At 64.7% G+C, this 16,136-nt stretch carries 15 protein-coding genes; 3 read left to right on the top strand and 12 right to left on the bottom strand.

The annotated features are described in order from the left end of the window. Positions 1-3: 3 nt before the first annotated feature. From pyrF to DIC66_RS13280, 5 genes are read right to left on the bottom strand one after another with little or no spacing between them, the layout of a single operon-like run. Entirely contained in the window at positions 4-846 is an 843-nt protein-coding gene (pyrF, locus tag DIC66_RS13300) for an orotidine-5'-phosphate decarboxylase (protein ID WP_117177995.1), read from the bottom strand. A 9-nt stretch (positions 847-855) separates the two neighbouring features. Then, the gene (locus DIC66_RS13295; protein WP_117177993.1) at positions 856-1,803 is read right to left on the bottom strand and encodes a uracil-DNA glycosylase; all 948 of its coding nucleotides are present in this window, start codon (positions 1,801-1,803) and stop codon (positions 856-858) included. Between the two features lie 15 nt (positions 1,804-1,818). Then, positions 1,819-2,298 (bottom strand): ribosomal protein S18-alanine N-acetyltransferase, encoded by a 480-nt coding sequence (gene rimI, locus DIC66_RS13290; RefSeq protein ID WP_117177991.1) that lies wholly within the window; start codon positions 2,296-2,298, stop codon positions 1,819-1,821. Positions 2,299-2,305: 7 nt separating this feature from the next. Then, positions 2,306-3,049: a tRNA (adenosine(37)-N6)-threonylcarbamoyltransferase complex dimerization subunit type 1 TsaB gene (gene tsaB, locus DIC66_RS13285; protein WP_117177989.1), complete on the bottom strand. Its 744-nt coding sequence runs from the start codon at positions 3,047-3,049 to the stop codon at positions 2,306-2,308. Continuing rightward, positions 3,046-4,065, bottom strand: a complete 1,020-nt coding sequence (locus DIC66_RS13280; protein ID WP_199534745.1) for a DMT family transporter — start codon at positions 4,063-4,065, stop codon at positions 3,046-3,048. The genes tsaB and DIC66_RS13280 overlap by 4 nt, the downstream gene beginning before the upstream one ends. A gap of 60 nt (positions 4,066-4,125) precedes the next feature. On the opposite strand from DIC66_RS13280, the gene dacB reads away from it, so the two are divergent. Continuing rightward, positions 4,126-5,670 carry a D-alanyl-D-alanine carboxypeptidase/D-alanyl-D-alanine endopeptidase gene (gene dacB / locus DIC66_RS13275; protein ID WP_117177987.1) on the top strand — a complete coding sequence of 515 codons (1,545 nt, stop codon included), beginning with the start codon at positions 4,126-4,128 and terminating at the stop codon, positions 5,668-5,670. Here dacB and DIC66_RS13270 read toward each other — a convergent pair. From DIC66_RS13270 to purE, 3 genes are read right to left on the bottom strand one after another with little or no spacing between them, the layout of a single operon-like run. Further along, positions 5,667-6,722, bottom strand: coding sequence for an L-threonylcarbamoyladenylate synthase (locus tag DIC66_RS13270; protein WP_420820495.1), 1,056 nt, complete (start codon positions 6,720-6,722; stop codon positions 5,667-5,669). The genes dacB and DIC66_RS13270 overlap by 4 nt on opposite strands. A gap of 49 nt (positions 6,723-6,771) precedes the next feature. Further along, entirely contained in the window at positions 6,772-7,950 is a 1,179-nt protein-coding gene (locus DIC66_RS13265; RefSeq protein WP_117177983.1) for a 5-(carboxyamino)imidazole ribonucleotide synthase, read from the bottom strand. A 38-nt stretch (positions 7,951-7,988) separates the two neighbouring features. After that, a complete protein-coding gene (gene purE / locus DIC66_RS13260; protein ID WP_117177981.1) occupies positions 7,989-8,492 on the bottom strand; it encodes a 5-(carboxyamino)imidazole ribonucleotide mutase in 504 nt (167 codons plus the stop codon). 36 nt (positions 8,493-8,528) lie between these two features. Here purE and trxA point away from each other — a divergent pair, with 36 nt between their 5' ends. Then, positions 8,529-9,485 carry a thioredoxin gene (gene trxA / locus DIC66_RS13255; protein ID WP_117177979.1) on the top strand — a complete coding sequence of 319 codons (957 nt, stop codon included), beginning with the start codon at positions 8,529-8,531 and terminating at the stop codon, positions 9,483-9,485. Positions 9,486-9,539: 54 nt separating this feature from the next. Here the strand turns inward: trxA and DIC66_RS13250 are convergent, their stop codons facing one another. From DIC66_RS13250 to pyk, 4 genes are all read right to left on the bottom strand, one after another. Next, positions 9,540-10,841, bottom strand: coding sequence for an OmpP1/FadL family transporter (locus DIC66_RS13250; protein ID WP_199534744.1), 1,302 nt, complete (start codon positions 10,839-10,841; stop codon positions 9,540-9,542). A 352-nt stretch (positions 10,842-11,193) separates the two neighbouring features. Continuing rightward, on the bottom strand, positions 11,194-12,099 hold the full coding sequence (locus tag DIC66_RS13245) for a phosphoribosylaminoimidazolesuccinocarboxamide synthase (RefSeq protein ID WP_117177975.1): 906 nt from the start codon (positions 12,097-12,099) through the stop codon (positions 11,194-11,196). Positions 12,100-12,167: 68 nt separating this feature from the next. Continuing rightward, the gene (gene fba / locus DIC66_RS13240; RefSeq protein ID WP_117177973.1) at positions 12,168-13,232 is read right to left on the bottom strand and encodes a class II fructose-bisphosphate aldolase; all 1,065 of its coding nucleotides are present in this window, start codon (positions 13,230-13,232) and stop codon (positions 12,168-12,170) included. Between the two features lie 96 nt (positions 13,233-13,328). Continuing rightward, entirely contained in the window at positions 13,329-14,762 is a 1,434-nt protein-coding gene (pyk, locus tag DIC66_RS13235) for a pyruvate kinase (RefSeq protein WP_117177971.1), read from the bottom strand. 208 nt (positions 14,763-14,970) lie between these two features. Here pyk and DIC66_RS13230 point away from each other — a divergent pair, with 208 nt between their 5' ends. After that, positions 14,971-15,930 (top strand): diguanylate cyclase, encoded by a 960-nt coding sequence (locus DIC66_RS13230; RefSeq protein WP_117177969.1) that lies wholly within the window; start codon positions 14,971-14,973, stop codon positions 15,928-15,930. Positions 15,931-16,136: the final 206 nt, after the last annotated feature.

The raw sequence follows: 16,136 nt of genomic DNA, 5'->3' as shown, positions 1-16,136 counted from the left end.
GTATCAGCTGGCCTGCGCGGCGCGCAACTGGTCGCGCGTGGCGATGGCCGCCGTGCGCGCGGCCTGCGCGAAGTCGGCGCCACTGGAGGCGTAAATGATGGCGCGCGAGGAGTTGACCACGATCGGTGCGGTGGTCTCGCCGTTGGCGGCGCGGTAACCCGCTTTGACAGTGGCCACCGCATCACCACCCTGTGCACCCACACCGGGTATCAGCAACGGCACGGTGGGGGCCACGGCGCGCACGCGCTCGATCTCGGCGGGGTAGGTGGCGCCCACCACCAGGCCGAGCTGGCCGTTCAGGTTCCAGGGGCCTTGCGCCAGGGCGGCAATGTGTTCGTACAGCAGGGGCTGGCCGGGCAACTCACTCAGGCGCTGGGGCTGCAAATCGTCACCGCCGGTGTTGGAGGTGCGGCACAGCAAAAAGGCGCCCTTGCCGTGGTACTTCAGGTAGGGCTGCACCGAGTCAAAGCCCATGAAGGGCGAGAGCGTGACGCAGTCGGCGCCATAGCGCTCGAAGGCTTCCTTGGCGTATTGCTCGGCGGTGCTGCCGATGTCGCCGCGCTTGGCATCCAGGATGATGGGCACACCGGGTGCTGTGCGGCGCATGTGCTCCATCAGGCGCTCCAGCTGGGCCTCGGCACCGACGGCGGCGAAGTAGGCAATCTGCGGCTTGAAGGCAATCACCAGGTCGGCGGTGGCGTCCACGATGGCGGCGCAAAAGTCGTAGTACTTGCTGACATCGCCGCGCAGGGCGGCAGGCAATTTGGCAGCATCGGGATCCAGGCCCACGCAAAGCAGGGAGCCGTTGGTGCGCTCGGCCGTGCGCAGTTTTTCAGTAAAGGTCATGGCGTGAGTTTAATGTCCAGGGTGGTCAGCCGTCGCGGCCGCCAGGCACAGGTCGGCCCAGGCCTTGGCCTTGTCTGCGCTGTTGCGCATGAGCTGCTTGGGCGGGTAGCTCACCACCACGGGCAGCCCCAGGTAGCGGTGCACCGTGCCACGCAGCTTGCCCAAGGGGAGTGCGGCCAGCTCGGGTGTTTCGCCCAGCAGCACCTGGTTGGCAAAGCGGCCCATGGACAGAATCACCTTGGGTTGCACCAGTGCAATCTCGCGCTGCAGCCAGGCACTGCACTGCGCCAGTTCGGCCGCCTGCGGCATGGCACCGCGGGACGGGCGGCACTTGAGCACATTGGTGACATAGGCCAGACGCTCGGGCGCCAGGGCCTGCGATGACGTGGCAACGGAGCCTGCTGCGCCCGGCAGCGGGTTGGCGCGTTGCAGCCCCAGTGCGCGCAGCATGTTGGACAGCAGCATGCCGTCCGGCCCGGCAAATGCGGCACCGCTCTGGTCTTCGTCTTCATCCGGCGGGTCGCCCAGCACCATCCAGTCGCAGCGGGACAGGCCGTCTGCGGGCGCCACCAGCGTGGTGTGGCTGCGCCCGGCGCACAGCGCACAGGCCTTGCAGGGGCGCACGTTCTCCGTGAGGGTTTGCCAGTCCGGAGAGGCTGCATCCTCACCTGCGTGCGCTGCGGCGACCGGGCGGACCTGCGGGGCTTTGGCCAGGGTTGACGCAGGCACGGTGGGCGCGTGCTGCGGGCTATGCGCGGCAGCAGTAGGTGCAACAACCGGTGCGGCAAGAGGTGTTGTGCCGGTCGCTGCAATCGGCGCTGTGACGGGCGCCCGCGCAGTGACGGCCACCGCCGAGGGCGCGCGCTCCAGCACCGCCACGCCACTCTCGGGCAGCCAGACGTGCACGCCCATTTCCTGCAGCATGGCGCGTTGGCGGGTGTCGAGTTCAAGGGCCATTCAGATCGTTCCCATTCACAAACGCAGGCTCATGACAATCGCGTCCTCGCGTTGCCCCAGTCCGGCCGGGTAATAGGCCTTGCGCAGCCCCACGCGCCGGTAGCCATGCGCCTCATACACGTGGATGGCGCGGGCATTGCCCACGCGCACTTCCAGCCACAGCCACTCAGCACTTTGGCCACGCGACCAGATCGTCAGCGCCTCCAGCAACAGGCGCGACCAGCCCTGCCCCTGGAATTCGGGTGCCACGGTGATGTTGAGCAGGTGCACCTCGTCCACGCCCTTCATGGCCACAAAGTAGCCCAGCAGCACGCCATCGACCACCAGCATCTGCGCCTGGTAGCCGCTGTGCAGGGCGTCCAGAAAATTGGTGCGCGACCAGGGCGAGGCATAGGCGCGCACCTCCACCCGCATGACCTCGTCCAGGCGGTCGGCCAGCAGCGGCTCGAAATGCGCTTCGGCCTGCCGGGGTTGGGAGTCAAACTGGGCGCTCATGGTGTGGCTAGGGTGCGATAGTGGTGGCAACTTGCGCGGCCTTGATGGCAGCGCGCTCGGCGGTGGTTTGGGCCACCTTGTCGCGCACATAGGTGGGCAGGGCTTGGGCCGCTGGCACAGCCAGGCCCCGGGCCAGCAATTGCGGCGCGAGGCGCAGCAGGGCTGTTGCCTGGGGCAAAGCGGTGATGCGTGTGACGCCGTCGGCAATGCCGCCCAGGCGCGGGCCGTAGACCGCAAAGGCATTGCCTGCTGCGGCCTGCGGCAGTGATCCAGTTGGCACGACCACGTATTCCGGGCGCAGCAGATGCGCGGCCTGCAATTCGGTCCAGGTGCTGCCCGCAAAGGCGTAGCGGGCCACGTAAATTTCTTCCATGCGCGCATCCAGCAGGGCGGTGACCTCGCCGTTGTCCACCTGCTGCAAGCCGCTGTGGCGCGCCTCTTCAGCCAGCGCCAGCAGCGAGTTCACCGGCAGCACCGGCACGCCCGCACCAAAGGCCAGGCCCTGGGCCACGGCACAGGCGGTGCGCAGGCCGGTGAACGAGCCCGGGCCGCAGCCAAAGCAGATGGCGTCGAGCTCGCTTAAACGCAGGCCACTCTGGCGCATCAGCTCCAGCACGGCAGCAATCAGCCCGGCGGAGGCGCGGGCGCCGCCCTCGCCCTGGTGCTGCCACAGCCCGGCAGCCGCGCCGTCATCGCGCGAGACGGCAATCGACATCGCGTCGGTACTGGTATCAAAGGCCAGCAGTTTCATGGGTTCTTTGCTCCTGCCTGGCGCACGCCAAACACAATGCCCACTGTCACCAGGGTCAGGCCCAGCAGCACATTCCAGGGCAGGGGTTCGTTCAAAATCAGCGCGGCCGACAGGGCCGACAGACCCGGCACCACCGCCGTGAGCATGGTGGAGCGCACCGGGCCATAGGCGCGGATCATCATGTTGAAGCTGATGCCCGACACCACCACCGAGGCCACGCCCTGCATCAGCATTTGCCACAGCACGTCATGCAGGGGCGCGGTAAACACCTGGCCCGGGATCAGCCCCACCCACACCAGCGCCAGATACGAGGGCACATAGACCAGAAAGGCAAACACAGTAATCGCCGTGGTGGCATGCACCGCCAGCGAGGCGTACTTGCGCACCAGCACGCTGTAGCAAGACCAGGTGAAGGCCGCCAGGATGAACAACAGGTCGCCGCGCCAGACGCCGCTGCCGTCGAGTGCATGCAACAGGCTGGCGCCGCCCACCAGCAGGTCGCCCACCACGATGCACACCAAGCCGATGGCCCGGCTGCCGCTGATGTGCTCGCCCAGCACAAACACGGCCAGCAGCGTGGTCCACAGCGGCAGGCTGCCGGGCATCAGCACCGAGGCATGGGCGGCCGGCGCAAACACAAAGCCGTTGTAGGCCAGCATGCTGTACAGCAGGCCACCAAACAGCCCGGTCAGCACCGTGGTGCGCAGGGGCAATGGCGACAGCCCCCAGAGCGAGCCTGCCGTGGGCAACTGTCCGGCCTCGCGCTGGTGCGCGCGTTGCGTCTGCGTCAGCCACCAGCCCAAGGGCAGGAGAATCAGGCCGGCACCCAGCAGCCTGGCAAAGACGATATCCAGAGGCGTCAGCGTCGGGGCACGCGCCGGATCAGCCGAGGCACGCGCCACCACGATGAAGGCAGTCCAGATCAGCACCGTGACCAGCGCCGCCAGCAGCCCCACCGCCTTGGGCGAGAGCCGTGGCAGGGCGCCGGGCAGGGTGGAGGCAATGGGACGGGACATGCTGTGATTATCGGGGCTGGGACTGCAGGCCGCTGCCGCGCCAGGTTGGATAATCCGCGCATGCTGTTGCGATTGATCCTTTGTGCCCTCTTGCTGGCGGCCCCCTGTGTGGCCTCTGCGGCCCCAGCCGCCTCCCCTGCCGCCATTCCGCCCGAAGTGGATGCGGCCCTGGTGCGCGCCAAGATCCCCCGCGAGGCGGTGTCCCTGCTGGTGCAGGAGGCCGATACGACTGATGCCACCCATGCCGCGCCGCGCCTGAGCCACCGCGCACAGGTGGCCATGAACCCGGCCTCGGTGATGAAGCTGACCACCACCTTTGCGGCACTGGACCTGCTGGGCCCGGCCTATGCCTGGACCACGCCGGTGTTTGTGGACGGCGCGCTGGAAAGCGGCACGCTGTATGGCAATGTCTACATCCAGGGCCTGGGGGACCCCAAGCTGGTGCTGGAGCGCCTGTGGCTGCTGCTGCGCCGCCTGCAGGGCCTGGGCATCCGCCAAATCAACGGTGACATCGTGCTGGACCGCAGCGCCTTTGAGGTGCCCGAGACCAACGCCGCCGACTTTGATGGCGAGCCCCTGCGCCCCTACAACGCCGCACCCGACGCCCTGCTGATCAACTACAAGGCGGTGGTGATGACCATTACCCCGGACCGCGCCAACCGGATGGCACAAATACAGTTCGATCCGCCGCTGGCCGGGGTAGAGATGCAGGCCACGGTGCCCCTGAGTGCAGGGGACTGTGGCGACTACCGGGCAGCACTCAAAGCGGACTTTTCAGAAGCCAGACGCATCCGCTTCGCCGGCAGCTATGCCGCCAGCTGTGGCGAAAAGGTCTGGCCCGTGGCCTATGCCGACCCGCGCAGCTACGCCCCGCGCGCGGTGCAGGGCCTGTGGCAGGAGCTGGGCGGCAAGCTGGGTGGCAGCGTGCGCTGGGGTACCTTGCCCGCCGCCCTGGCTGCGGGCAAGCCGACACTGGAAATGAGCTCGGCGCCGCTGGCGGAAATCATCCGCGACATCAACAAGTACAGCAACAACGTGATGGCGCAGCAGGTGTTTCTCACCCTCGGCCGGGTGCTCCCCGGCGCTCTGGGCGGCGCGGACGCGACGGCTGCCGAGGCACCGCTTGGCAATGGCTTGGGCACGGGAAGTACGGGTGGCAGCACCACCACCCCGCCCTTGCCGGCAGGCAACTTTGCCGCCTCGCGCGCCGTGCTGCAGCGCTGGTGGAAGGTGCGCATCGGCAGCGAGGACCTGCCGGTGTGGGACAACGGCTCGGGACTGTCGCGCCAGGAGCGCATCAGCGCCCAGGGTTTGGCGCGCATGCTGCAAGTGGCTTGGCGTTCGCCCTACATGCCGGAGTTGGTGGCCTCGCTGCCCATCACCGGTGTGGACGGCACGCTCAAGCGTGTGAAGTCCCGCGCCACGGGCAGTGCCCACCTGAAGACCGGCTCGCTGAGCAATGTGCTGGCCCGCGCGGGCTATGTGGATGGGGCCAGCGGCAAACGTTACGTGCTGGTGGCCCTGATCAATCACGCCAACGCCAATACCGACGCCGCACGCGCGGTGATGGAAACGCTGGTGGACTGGGCGGCGCGGGACAACTAGGCTGCAGCGCGCTGCAGCCGATCGCGCACACCGTCCCAAGCAGGGGTGTCGGGTGGCGTCTCCACCCAGATCAGCTTGACGCGCAGGGCGTCCAACTCCCGCAGCACCGAGAACAGCTCATGCGCGGCCACGGCCGGGTCGGTGGGCATGCGGCGCAGTTCGATCTGGCGTGCCGACGTCTTGAGCGGTGCGCGGGAATACACCGCAATGCTTTTGCCGGGCTGCGGGCTTTTGTCCACATCGGTGCCCAGCATGTCCAGCGCCTGCTGCAGGGCTTTGGCATCCATCAACCGCACGCGGGCGTTGGGCGCGTAGTGCGACTCCAGCGTGCCCGAGGCGCGGGGCGCGGCCTGGCCCTGGGCGTCGAGTTCTTCGGGCGTGACGAGTGAGCGGCCGCAGGCGGCAGCCACCTGTTCGCTGGTGATGGCGCCCGGGCGCAAGAGCACCGGCGCGCCGCGCGTGCAGTCGATGATGGTGGACTCAATGCCCACCTCGCAGGGGCCGCCGTCCAATACCAACAAGTCGGGCCGGTCGGCAAACTCGCTGTGCACATGCTGCGCCGTGGTCGGGCTGACGCGCCCAAAGCGGTTGGCGCTGGGCGCAGCCACGCCCCAGACCACGGGCTCTCCGGCGGTGGGCTGGCGCAGCGCGGCCAGCACGGCCTGTGCCACCGGGTGCGCCGGGCAGCGCAGGCCAATGCTGTTCTGCCCACCCGCGGCGGCAGCGCCCACGCCATCGCGGCGCGGCAGGATCAGGGTGAGCGGCCCGGGCCAGAAGGCCGACATCAGCTGCTGCGCAAACGCGGGCACGCGGCCCGCATAGTGCGCCACTCCCGACATGCCGCCGTCAAACGCGGCCACGTGCACGATCAGCGGGTGGTCGCTGGGGCGGCCCTTGGCCTCGAAGATGCTGGCCACGGCCGTGGCGTTGTCGGCATCGGCCGCCAGGCCATAGACGGTCTCGGTGGGCAGGCCCACCAGCTGGCCCGCACGCAGGGCCTGGGCGGTGGCGGCTATCGCATCCGGCGCCAGCTCCACGCCGTCGGAAAACACATAGGCGGACACAATCATGGCGCGACCCCTTTCCAGGTTGTTGCAGCGTTCAAAAGGCGTCTATGCCCAGAATCTGCGCGGCCTGCAAGGCGGTGCTGCGCACGGCTTCGATGCTGGGGCCGGTGATGTTGAGGTGGCCCATCTTGCGGCCCCGGCTGGCTTTGAGTTTGCCGTACAGGTGCAGATGCGTGCCCGGCAGGGCCAGCACATCGTTCCAGGGTGGCACGCCGCCTGATCCGTCTTCAGGCCAGATGTCGCCCAGCAGGTTGAGCATGATGGCCGGGCTGTGCTGGCGCGGCTGCACCAGCGGCAAGTGGGCCAGGGTGCGCACCTGCAGCTCGAACTGCGAGACATCGCAGGCATCCATGCTGTAGTGGCCGCTGTTGTGCGGGCGCGGCGCCATCTCGTTCACCACCAGACCGCCCAGGCCTGCGGCTGCCGGGTCGGCCTCGTCGAGCACAAAGAACTCCACGCACAGCACGCCTACATAGTCCAGGCCTTGGGCAATCGACTTGGCTGCGGCGATGGCGCGCGCTTCCAGGGCCTCGGGCACATTGCCCGCATAGACCTCGGTCACGGCCAGGATGCCGTCGCGGTGCAGGTTGCGTTGCAGCGGCAGGTTCACGCAGCTGCCGTCTGAACCACGGGCCACGATGACCGAGCATTCGAGCTGCAGGGGCAGCATCTTTTCCAGCACGCAGGGGACCATCTGCATGGCGCTCCAGGCCTGCACCAGTTCGTCGTGGGTACGCACGCGCGCCTGGCCCTTGCCGTCGTAGCCCATGCGGGCGGTCTTCAATATTCCCGGAAGCAGGCTTGCAGGTACCGCCGCCAGCTGCTCGGCCGTCTCGATCACCGCATAGGGCGCGCAGGGCACGCCGCAGCGCACAAAGTGGGCCTTCTCGGCGGCACGGTCCTGGGCAATGGCGACCGAGGCCGCGGCCGGTGCCACGGGGCGGCTGTGGGCCAGCGTGGCCAGCGCCGGGGCGGGCACATTCTCGAATTCGGTGGTGATGGCCTGGGCCACCTGGGCCAGCCGCGCCAGGCCGTCCGGGTCGGTATAGCTGGTCTGGATGTGGTGGTGGCTGACGCGCCCGGCGGGGCTGTGCGGGTCCGGGTCCAGCACGGCGGTGAAGAAACCCATGCGCTGGGCTGCGTGCACAAACATGCGGCCCAGCTGGCCGCCGCCCATCACGCCCAGCGTGATTTCCTTGGCTCCGCCCAGCATCAACGCATCCGCGTGGACCGGGGATTGTGGCTCGGCTATCACGCCGCGCTGCCGGTGATGGGCAGCACCATGTCGGTGGCCGTCTGGGTCTGGTCGCGCCGGAAGGCTTCGAGCTCCAGGCGCAGGTCACTATCAAAATTGGCCAGCAGGGCAATCGCGAACAGGGCCGCATTGGCCGCACCTGCATTGCCAATGGCAAAGGTGGCCACCGGAATGCCCTTGGGCATTTGCACGATGCTGTGCAGGGAGTCGACACCCTGCAGGTGCTTGCTGGCCACGGGCACGCCCAGCACCGGCACCGTGGTCTTGGCTGCCAGCATGCCCGGCAGATGGGCTGCACCCCCGGCGCCCGCGATGATGGCCTTGAGACCGCGGGAGGCGGCTTTCTCGGCATAGGCAAACATCGCGTCGGGCATGCGGTGGGCCGAAACCACGCTGGCTTCGAAGCCAATGCCAAACTGTTGGAGAATCTGCACTGCATGTTGCATGGTGTCCCAGTCGGAGCTGGAACCCATGACGACGCCTACTTGGATGGTTTTCATCCTTGAATTTTACGTTTACACCCAGAGCTATTCGCCATGATCAACGTCACCCTTGAAAACTTCGATGCCGAAGTCGTCGCCGCATCGCACCAGATTCCCGTTTTGGTGGACTTCTGGGCCCCCTGGTGTGGCCCCTGCAAGGTGATTGGCCCGCTGCTGGAAAAGGTGGAGGCCGAATACGACGGCCGTTTCAAGCTGGTGAAGATCGACTCCGACCAGGAGCAGGAGCTCAGCCAGGCCTTTGGCATCCGCAGCATCCCCACCTGCGTGCTGATGGTGGGCGGCAAGCCGGTGGACGGCTTCATGGGCGCCGTGCCCGAAGGCCAGCTCAAGACCTTCCTGGACAAGCACCTGCCCGCCGCCGAAGTGCTGGAGGCCGAGGAAGAGGTGGATGAGGCGCAGGCCTTGCTGGAAGCCGGTGACCCGCAAGCCGCCTTGCACAAGCTGCACTCGGCCCTGAGCGCCGACCCCGGCAACGACGACGCGCGCTATGACTATGTGCGCCTGCTGATCGAAAACAACCTGCTGGAAGACGCCGAACAGGCCCTGGAGCCCGCGCTCAAGGCCATCCCGCGCCAGATCCGCTTCGAAGCACTGGAGCAGTTTCTGCACGCCATCCAGTTCGTGGAGAAGGACGAGCGCGGCGCCTGGTCCCCCGAGCAGTTTGATGCGCTGATCGCCGCCAACAAGCGCGACTTCGACGCCCGCCTGGCCAAGGCCCGCGTGCTGATGGTGGGCGGCAACTGGACGGCCGCCATGGACGAGCTGCTGGAGATTGTGATGCGCGACAAGGCCTGGAACAACGCCGTGCCGCGCAAAACCTTTGTGGCCATTCTGGAGCTGCTGACACCGCCCAAACCCAAGGCCGACCCGGCCGCCGCGGGAAAAAGCGCCGGTGGCATTGAACTCATGGGCAAGGTGGTGGCCGAGGTGGACCCGCAGGCCCAGCTGGTGGCCACCTACCGGCGCAAGCTCAGCATGGCGCTGAACTGAAAAAGGCCACGTAAGTGGCCTTTTTCATAGGGCTTCGACGGGACGCCTGCTTGTTTAGAACGGTACCGAGTATTGGGCACCCACAATCCAGGCACTTCCATCGTAGCTGCCCGTCACGCGGCCCCGGTTGGCCGCCTGGGTTGCTGAAGACTGGTTGTTGTCAATGCTGGCACGGTCAATAAACAAGTAGGACAGGCCCAGATCCAATGTTGATCCATTGGCCAGTTTCCATTGGGCACCTGTTGATATTTGGGTCCTGTCATTGTCGGGCAGGGACACCAATCGGGTGCTGGCACCCTTTACAGGGGTTTGGTCCAGCGCGAATCCGAACTTGAGCACCATGGCATCGGAGTAGCGGTAGTTGGCACCTACCGCTACACGCCAAGTGTCGCGAAAATCGGTATCCAGTGTCTGCGCAATGACGCCGGAAGACCGGACCAAATCCAACTTTGGAATACTGCTCCAACCTGTGTAGGCCACGTCACCCAGGATTTCCCACTGCTTGGACAATTGCCGGGTCCCACTCACAATAAAAGTGTCCGGCAGTGTCAAACTGGCCTTGGCACCGCTGGTTCCGGCCGTATTGAGCACACTACTCGGTCCGGTCACGGTGATGTCACCTGTCAGGTTGTAGTTGACTGTAGAGCGGTAAGACGCTCCGACCTTTGTTTCCGGCGAAACGTTGAACAAGACGCCTGCATTCCAGCCTGTGGATTCACCCGATATTGACGCCGTGAGCGGTGAAGCAGGAAACACAGCAGTGGCGGCACCAGGGACACCGGCTACGCCAACTCCAACCACACGCTTGTAGACAGCTTCCAGACGCTGCCAACTCACACCCGCGCCCACCGACACCATGTCATTGACCCGGTAAGCAACGGATGGGTTGAAGTTATAAGTCTTGACATCAAAACTGACGGCCTGCGCCGCCCCGAGCCACGGGCTGCTGTATTCGGTCTTCAGTCCAAAAGGGGCACTGAAACCAGCCCCCACATACAAGTCTTTGTTAATGGCCCAGGACATATACGCGTTGGGCACGTAGCCTGTTTGGCCGGCGTCGCCCCCATTGCCAGTGCCAGCCAGTCGACCTACAGAAGATCCGTTGTCCGAGAATTTGAAGCTGGGCGCAATGACCGCCAGTCCGCCGGAGAACTCCCGGTCTTTCAACTGTGTCATACCTGCAGGGTTGAAGAAGATGGTGCTGGCGTTGTCTGCCACCGCAGCCGAGCCTGCATAGGCATTGCCCAGGCCGCTGACGTTTTGTTCCAGCAACTGGAAGCCAGCAGCCGATGCGTAGGTGGACACCATTCCTACAGCGATTGCTGTAGCCAGTTTCGTGTATTTCATGCTTGTCATAAGTGTCTCCAAGTTGTTGTAATTGCAGTTTGCCTTTGCCCAAGGTTACCGCTTCAGCCCATCCCGCATGGCAACGTGCTTGCCTTTGGGATGGCGGCTTGGCGACTCCAAGGACTCTCAATAAAAAAGAACGATCGTGCTATTTGGCGTCTCAATCATGCCTTTGGGTTCAATTTCTAAAGAGAGGGTAAACACCAGATAGCTCATGTATTTTGTGGAGTGATGTGCATTTGGGCAACAGTTGCCGTTGCCGCCAACTCGTTCCTGTTCGCACTTTTGTGGCTGCAGGAACGGCTACCGACAACAAAAAAAGGGTCACCAATGGTGACCCTTTTTTGCCAGGTAACAAGCGCTAAGCCGTCAGCCGCTGCAGCGCTTCCTGGTACTTGGCAGCCGTCTTGGCAATCACCTCGTTGGGCACGCGCGGGGCGGGTGGTGTCTTGCTCCAGGGCTTGCCGTCGACCTGGGCCTGCTCAAGCCAGTCACGCACAAACTGCTTGTCGTAGCTGGGCGGGTTGGTGCCCTCCTGGTAGCTTTCCTGCGGCCAGAAGCGCGAGGAGTCGGGGGTGAGCACCTCGTCCATCAGCGTCAAGGTGCCGTCCTTGTCCAGCCCGAACTCGAACTTGGTGTCGGCAATGATGATGCCCTTGGTCAGCGCAAATTCGGCAGCGGCTTTGTAGATGCGGATGCTTAAGCTCCGGATTTGCGTGGCCAGTTCCAGGCCGATCATGTCCACGGTCTGCTCGAAGGTGATGTTTTCGTCATGGTCGCCCACGGCGGCCTTGGCGGCGGGTGTGTAAATCGGCTCGGGCAGCTTGGAGGCGTTCTTCAAACCGGCGGGCAATTTCACACCGCAGACCGCGCCGTTTTCCTGGTACTCCTTCCAGCCGCTGCCGGCCAGGTAGCCGCGCACCACGGCCTCTACGGGCAGGGGCTTGAGGCGCTTGACCAGCATGGAGCGGCCGGTAACCTGCGCCACTTCATGCGGCAGCACCACGCTCTCGGGCGCATCACCGGTCAGGTGGTTGGGGCAGATGTTGGCGCCGCTCGGGCCCAGCTTGTCAAACCAGAACAGGGCCATTTGCGTGAGCAGCGCGCCCTTGCCGGGGATGGGCTCACCCATGATGACGTCAAAGGCAGACAGGCGGTCGCTGGCCACCATGAGAATGCGGTCGTCGCCCACCGCGTAGTTGTCGCGCACCTTGCCACGGGCGAGCAGGGGCAGGGAAAGGGAGGAGGTGTGTACTACAGCGGTCATGGCATCCTGAAATTAAAAAGGCCTGCCGCCCCATCAGGGTGGCAGGCCTTCGATTATCGCAAAGCTTGTTATTGCACCACCTGGGCCAGCTCACCCTTGGCATAGCGCGCAGCCACCACCGACAGGCTGTCACCCTTGATGCCTGCGGCCTGGCCTTCGCAGCCGAACTCCAGATAGCGCTGCTTGCAGATGGCCGTGGCGGCTTCGCGGGCGGGCTTGAGCCATTCGCGGGCATCGAACTTGTCGGGGTTCTCGGCCAGGAACTTGCGCACGGCGGCGGTCATGGCCAGGCGGATGTCGGTGTCGATGTTGATCTTGCGCACGCCATACTGGATGGCCTTCTGGATTTCTTCCACGGGCACGCCGTAGGTTTCCTTCATCTTGCCGCCGTACTGGTTGATGATGGCCAACAGGTCTTGCGGCACGCTGCTGGAGCCGTGCATCACCAGGTGGGTGTTGGGCAGGCGCTTGTGGATTTCCATCACACGGTCAATGGCCAGGATGTCGCCCGTGGGCTTGCGCGTGAACTTGTAGGCGCCGTGGCTGGTGCCGATGGCAATGGCGAGGGCATCGAGCTGGGTGCGCTGCACGAATTCGGCGGCCTGCTCGGGGTTGGTGAGCATCTGGTCGCGGGTCATGGTGGCGTCGGTGCCGTGGCCGTCTTCCTTGTCGCCCTTCATGGTCTCCAGGCTGCCCAGGCAACCCAGTTCGCCTTCCACGGTGACGCCCGCGGCATGCGCCATGTCCACCACTTTGCGGGTGACTTCCACGTTGTATTCAAAGCTGGCAATGGTCTTGCCGTCGCCTTCCAGGCTGCCGTCCATCATCACCGAGCTGAAGCCCAGGTTGATGGCGCCCTGGCAGATGGCGGGGCTTTGGCCGTGGTCCTGGTGCATGACCAGCGGGATGTGTGGATAGGCTTCCACAGCGGCCAGGATCAGGTGCTTGATGAAGGACTCGCCCGCGTACTTGCGGGCACCGGCGCTGGCTTGCAGGATGACGGGTGCGCCCACAGAGTCAGCGGCAGCCATGACGGCCTGCACCTGCTCCAGGTTGTTGACGTTGAAAGCTGGAATGCCGTAGCCCTTGACTGCTGCATGGTCCAGCAGTTCGCGCATGGAAACGAGTGCCATTTTTTAAATCCCCGGGAAGTTGAAAAGTGGTGCGCGGCTACGTTTGGTAACCGCTTGGTAACTTTTTACCTTCCGGGGATTCTAACGCTGGGGTTCTCAGGCTACCTGACAGATCTTGAGCATATTCGTGCCGCCCGGCGCACCCATGGGTTCACCGCAGGTGATGGCATACACATCGCCGCTTTGCACGATGCCGCGCGCCTTGAGGTGGGCCTCGGCCTGCTTGAGGGCGGTGTCACGGTCGCCGCTGGTGTCGATGAACAGGGGGCGGACATTGCGGTACAGCGCCATCTTGCGCTGCGTGCTGACCTTGGAGGTGAGCGCGTAGATGGGCACGCGGATCAGGTGGCGGCTCATCCAAAGGGCCGTCGAGCCGCTGTCGGTCATGGCCACAATCGCCTTGGCACCCAGATGGTGGGCGGTAAACAGCGCGCCCATGGCAATGCTCTGGTCAATGCGGCTGAACTTCTTGCCGGTGAAGTCGGCTTCGAGCACAAAGTCTTCATGGCCTTCGGCCACGTGGCAGATCTTGGCCATCTCCACAATGGTTTCCAGCGGGTACTTGCCGGCAGCCGTCTCGGCCGAGAGCATCACGGCATCGGTGCCGTCCAGCACGGCGTTGGCCACGTCACTCACCTCGGCACGCGTGGGCACCGGGTTGGTGATCATGGACTCCATCATCTGCGTGGCGGTGATGACCACGCGGTCATGCTCGCGGGCCAGCTTGATCATGCGCTTTTGCAGACCAGGCACCAGGGCGTTGCCCACTTCCACGGCCAGGTCGCCACGGGCCACCATGATGCCGTCGCTGGCCAGCAGAATTTCCAGCAGTTTGGGGATGGCTTCGGCGCGTTCGATCTTGGCAATCAGGCCGGGTTTGTGGCCGTATTCATGCGCTGCCACATTGCACAGCTGGCGCGCCATTTCCATGTCCGTGGCATTCTTGGGGAAGCTCACCGCCACATAGTCGGCCTGGAAGCTCATGGCCGTGCGGATGTCATCCATGTCCTTGGCAGTCAGCGCCGGAGCAGTGAGGCCACCGCCCTGCTTGTTGATGCCCTTGTTGTTGGACAGCTCGCCGCCCAGCTTGACTGTGGTGTGCACCTGTTCACCGCGCACCGCATCCACGGTGATCACGATCAGGCCGTCATTGAGCAGCAGCACGTCGCCGGCCTTGACTTCGCGTGGCAGCTCCTTGTAGTCCAGGCCCACGGCATCAATGTCGCCCAGCTCCACGCGGGCGGCGTCCAGAATGAATTTTTGTCCGGGCTCCAGGAACACCTTGCCTTCGGCAAACTTGCCGACGCGGATCTTGGGGCCTTGCAGGTCGGCCATGATGGCCACTTCGCGGCCAGCGCGTTTGGCGGCCTCGCGCACCAGGTGGGCGCGGTCAATATGGTCTTGCGCCTTGCCGTGGCTGAAGTTCAGCCGCACCACATTCACGCCAGCGCGGATCATCTGCTCCAGCAGTGCCGGGTCGCTGGAAGCGGGGCCGAGGGTGGCAACAATTTTGGTGGCGCGACGGGGCATGGCAGGTGTCTCCTTGGAATAATGTTGCGATTCTCACACGGAAGCCTGCTGCCTGCGGTTACAACTGTGCATCAACATGGCCGGCCGCATGAGACAATAAAACACTCCTCACACCCGCAATGCGCGTACTTGCATCCCCGTCAACCCCCTGCGTCCGGCTTTTGCCTACGGACTTGCGTGCGCTCGTCTGCGCCTGCAAGGCAGACCTATGATTGACTTGCAGACACCCGTTGCCGAGCTGCTGGACAGCACCCATGGCAAGCCCAAGCTGCTGGTGGTGGACGACCAGCCCATCAACATCCAGGTGATGTACCGCTGCTTTGCAGGCGACTACCAGGTGTTCATGGCAACCAACGGCGAACAGGCCCTGGCCCTGTGCAAGACCAACCCGCCCGACCTGATCCTGCTGGACGTGGTGATGCCCGGGTTGGACGGTTTTGAAGTCTGCAAGCAGCTCAAGGCCGACCAGAGCACCAGCCACATTCCGGTGATATTTGTCACCTCGCACACCGATCCTGCACAGGAGACCCATGGCCTGAACCTGGGTGCGGTGGACTTCATTGCCAAGCCGGTCAACCCGGATGTGGTGCGCGCGCGCGTCAAGACGCACCTGACGCTGAAGTTCCAGTCCGACCTGCTGCGCAAGCTGGTGTTCCTGGACGGGCTCACAGGCGTGTTCAACCGCCGCTACTTTGACCAGCAGATTTCCACCGAGTGGTCCCGCGCCTCGCGCAACCAGTCGCCTCTGTCCTTGATACTGCTGGATGTGGACTACTTCAAGCGCTTCAATGACCAATATGGCCACCAGGCCGGCGACGATGCGCTGCGTCTGGTATCAGCCGCACTCAAGACCTGCCTGCGCCGCCCGGCCGATCTGGTGGCGCGCTACGGCGGCGAGGAGTTTGGCTGCATCCTGCCGGATACGTCCTATGAAGACGCCTTGCCCATCGCCCATGAGCTGGAGCGCAAGGTGCGCGAACTGGCTGTACCGCATGCCAGCTCGTCGGTGGATACGGTGATCACCATCAGCGTCGGGCTGGCCACGCGCCCGGGTGTTGCCGACGGCGATGTGAACGCCTTGGTCAGCCTGGCCGACAGCCAGTTGTACAAGGCCAAACGCACCGGCCGCGGCCGCGTATGCAGCGGCGTGCTGGCCACGATGGCTTGATATGGCCCCCACGGTTGCTCGCTTCGCGTAGCGCCCTGCCCCCTACTGGGACTTCCCGCGAAGTCAAGCAACTGCGTGAGCCTTGGGGCGTATATGGACGCCCCCGTTTGTGCAAGCTTTCAGAATCTGACGGCGTACAGGAGAAGATTGCAGTCGTATATCCGGGCTTTGTGCACTTGCGTGTGCGGCCCCTGATGGAATCCGCT

The sequence above is a fragment of the Rhodoferax lacus genome (genome assembly GCF_003415675.1).
GTDB classification, from domain to species: domain Bacteria; phylum Pseudomonadota; class Gammaproteobacteria; order Burkholderiales; family Burkholderiaceae_C; genus Allorhodoferax; species Allorhodoferax lacus.
Note: the sequence above shows the minus strand (reverse complement) of the source record. Positions and strands in the feature narration are given on the sequence as shown.

What these genes read in the sequence shown, in the direction of transcription:
- pyk (WP_117177971.1), bottom strand. Translation starts at nt 14,762, where the DNA reads ATGCCCCGTCGCGCCACCAAAATTGTTGCCACCCTCGGCCCCGCTTCC.
- trxA (WP_117177979.1), top strand. Translation starts at nt 8,529, where the DNA reads ATGATCAACGTCACCCTTGAAAACTTCGATGCCGAAGTCGTCGCCGCA.
- DIC66_RS13280 (WP_199534745.1), bottom strand. Translation starts at nt 4,065, where the DNA reads ATGTCCCGTCCCATTGCCTCCACCCTGCCCGGCGCCCTGCCACGGCTC.
- purE (WP_117177981.1), bottom strand. Translation starts at nt 8,492, where the DNA reads ATGAAAACCATCCAAGTAGGCGTCGTCATGGGTTCCAGCTCCGACTGG.
- dacB (WP_117177987.1), top strand. Translation starts at nt 4,126, where the DNA reads ATGCTGTTGCGATTGATCCTTTGTGCCCTCTTGCTGGCGGCCCCCTGT.
- tsaB (WP_117177989.1), bottom strand. Translation starts at nt 3,049, where the DNA reads ATGAAACTGCTGGCCTTTGATACCAGTACCGACGCGATGTCGATTGCC.
- DIC66_RS13245 (WP_117177975.1), bottom strand. Translation starts at nt 12,099, where the DNA reads ATGACCGCTGTAGTACACACCTCCTCCCTTTCCCTGCCCCTGCTCGCC.
- DIC66_RS13295 (WP_117177993.1), bottom strand. Translation starts at nt 1,803, where the DNA reads ATGGCCCTTGAACTCGACACCCGCCAACGCGCCATGCTGCAGGAAATG.
- rimI (WP_117177991.1), bottom strand. Translation starts at nt 2,298, where the DNA reads ATGAGCGCCCAGTTTGACTCCCAACCCCGGCAGGCCGAAGCGCATTTC.
- DIC66_RS13265 (WP_117177983.1), bottom strand. Translation starts at nt 7,950, where the DNA reads ATGCTGGGCGGAGCCAAGGAAATCACGCTGGGCGTGATGGGCGGCGGC.
- pyrF (WP_117177995.1), bottom strand. Translation starts at nt 846, where the DNA reads ATGACCTTTACTGAAAAACTGCGCACGGCCGAGCGCACCAACGGCTCC.
- fba (WP_117177973.1), bottom strand. Translation starts at nt 13,232, where the DNA reads ATGGCACTCGTTTCCATGCGCGAACTGCTGGACCATGCAGCAGTCAAG.
- DIC66_RS13230 (WP_117177969.1), top strand. Translation starts at nt 14,971, where the DNA reads ATGATTGACTTGCAGACACCCGTTGCCGAGCTGCTGGACAGCACCCAT.
- DIC66_RS13250 (WP_199534744.1), bottom strand. Translation starts at nt 10,841, where the DNA reads ATGACAAGCATGAAATACACGAAACTGGCTACAGCAATCGCTGTAGGA.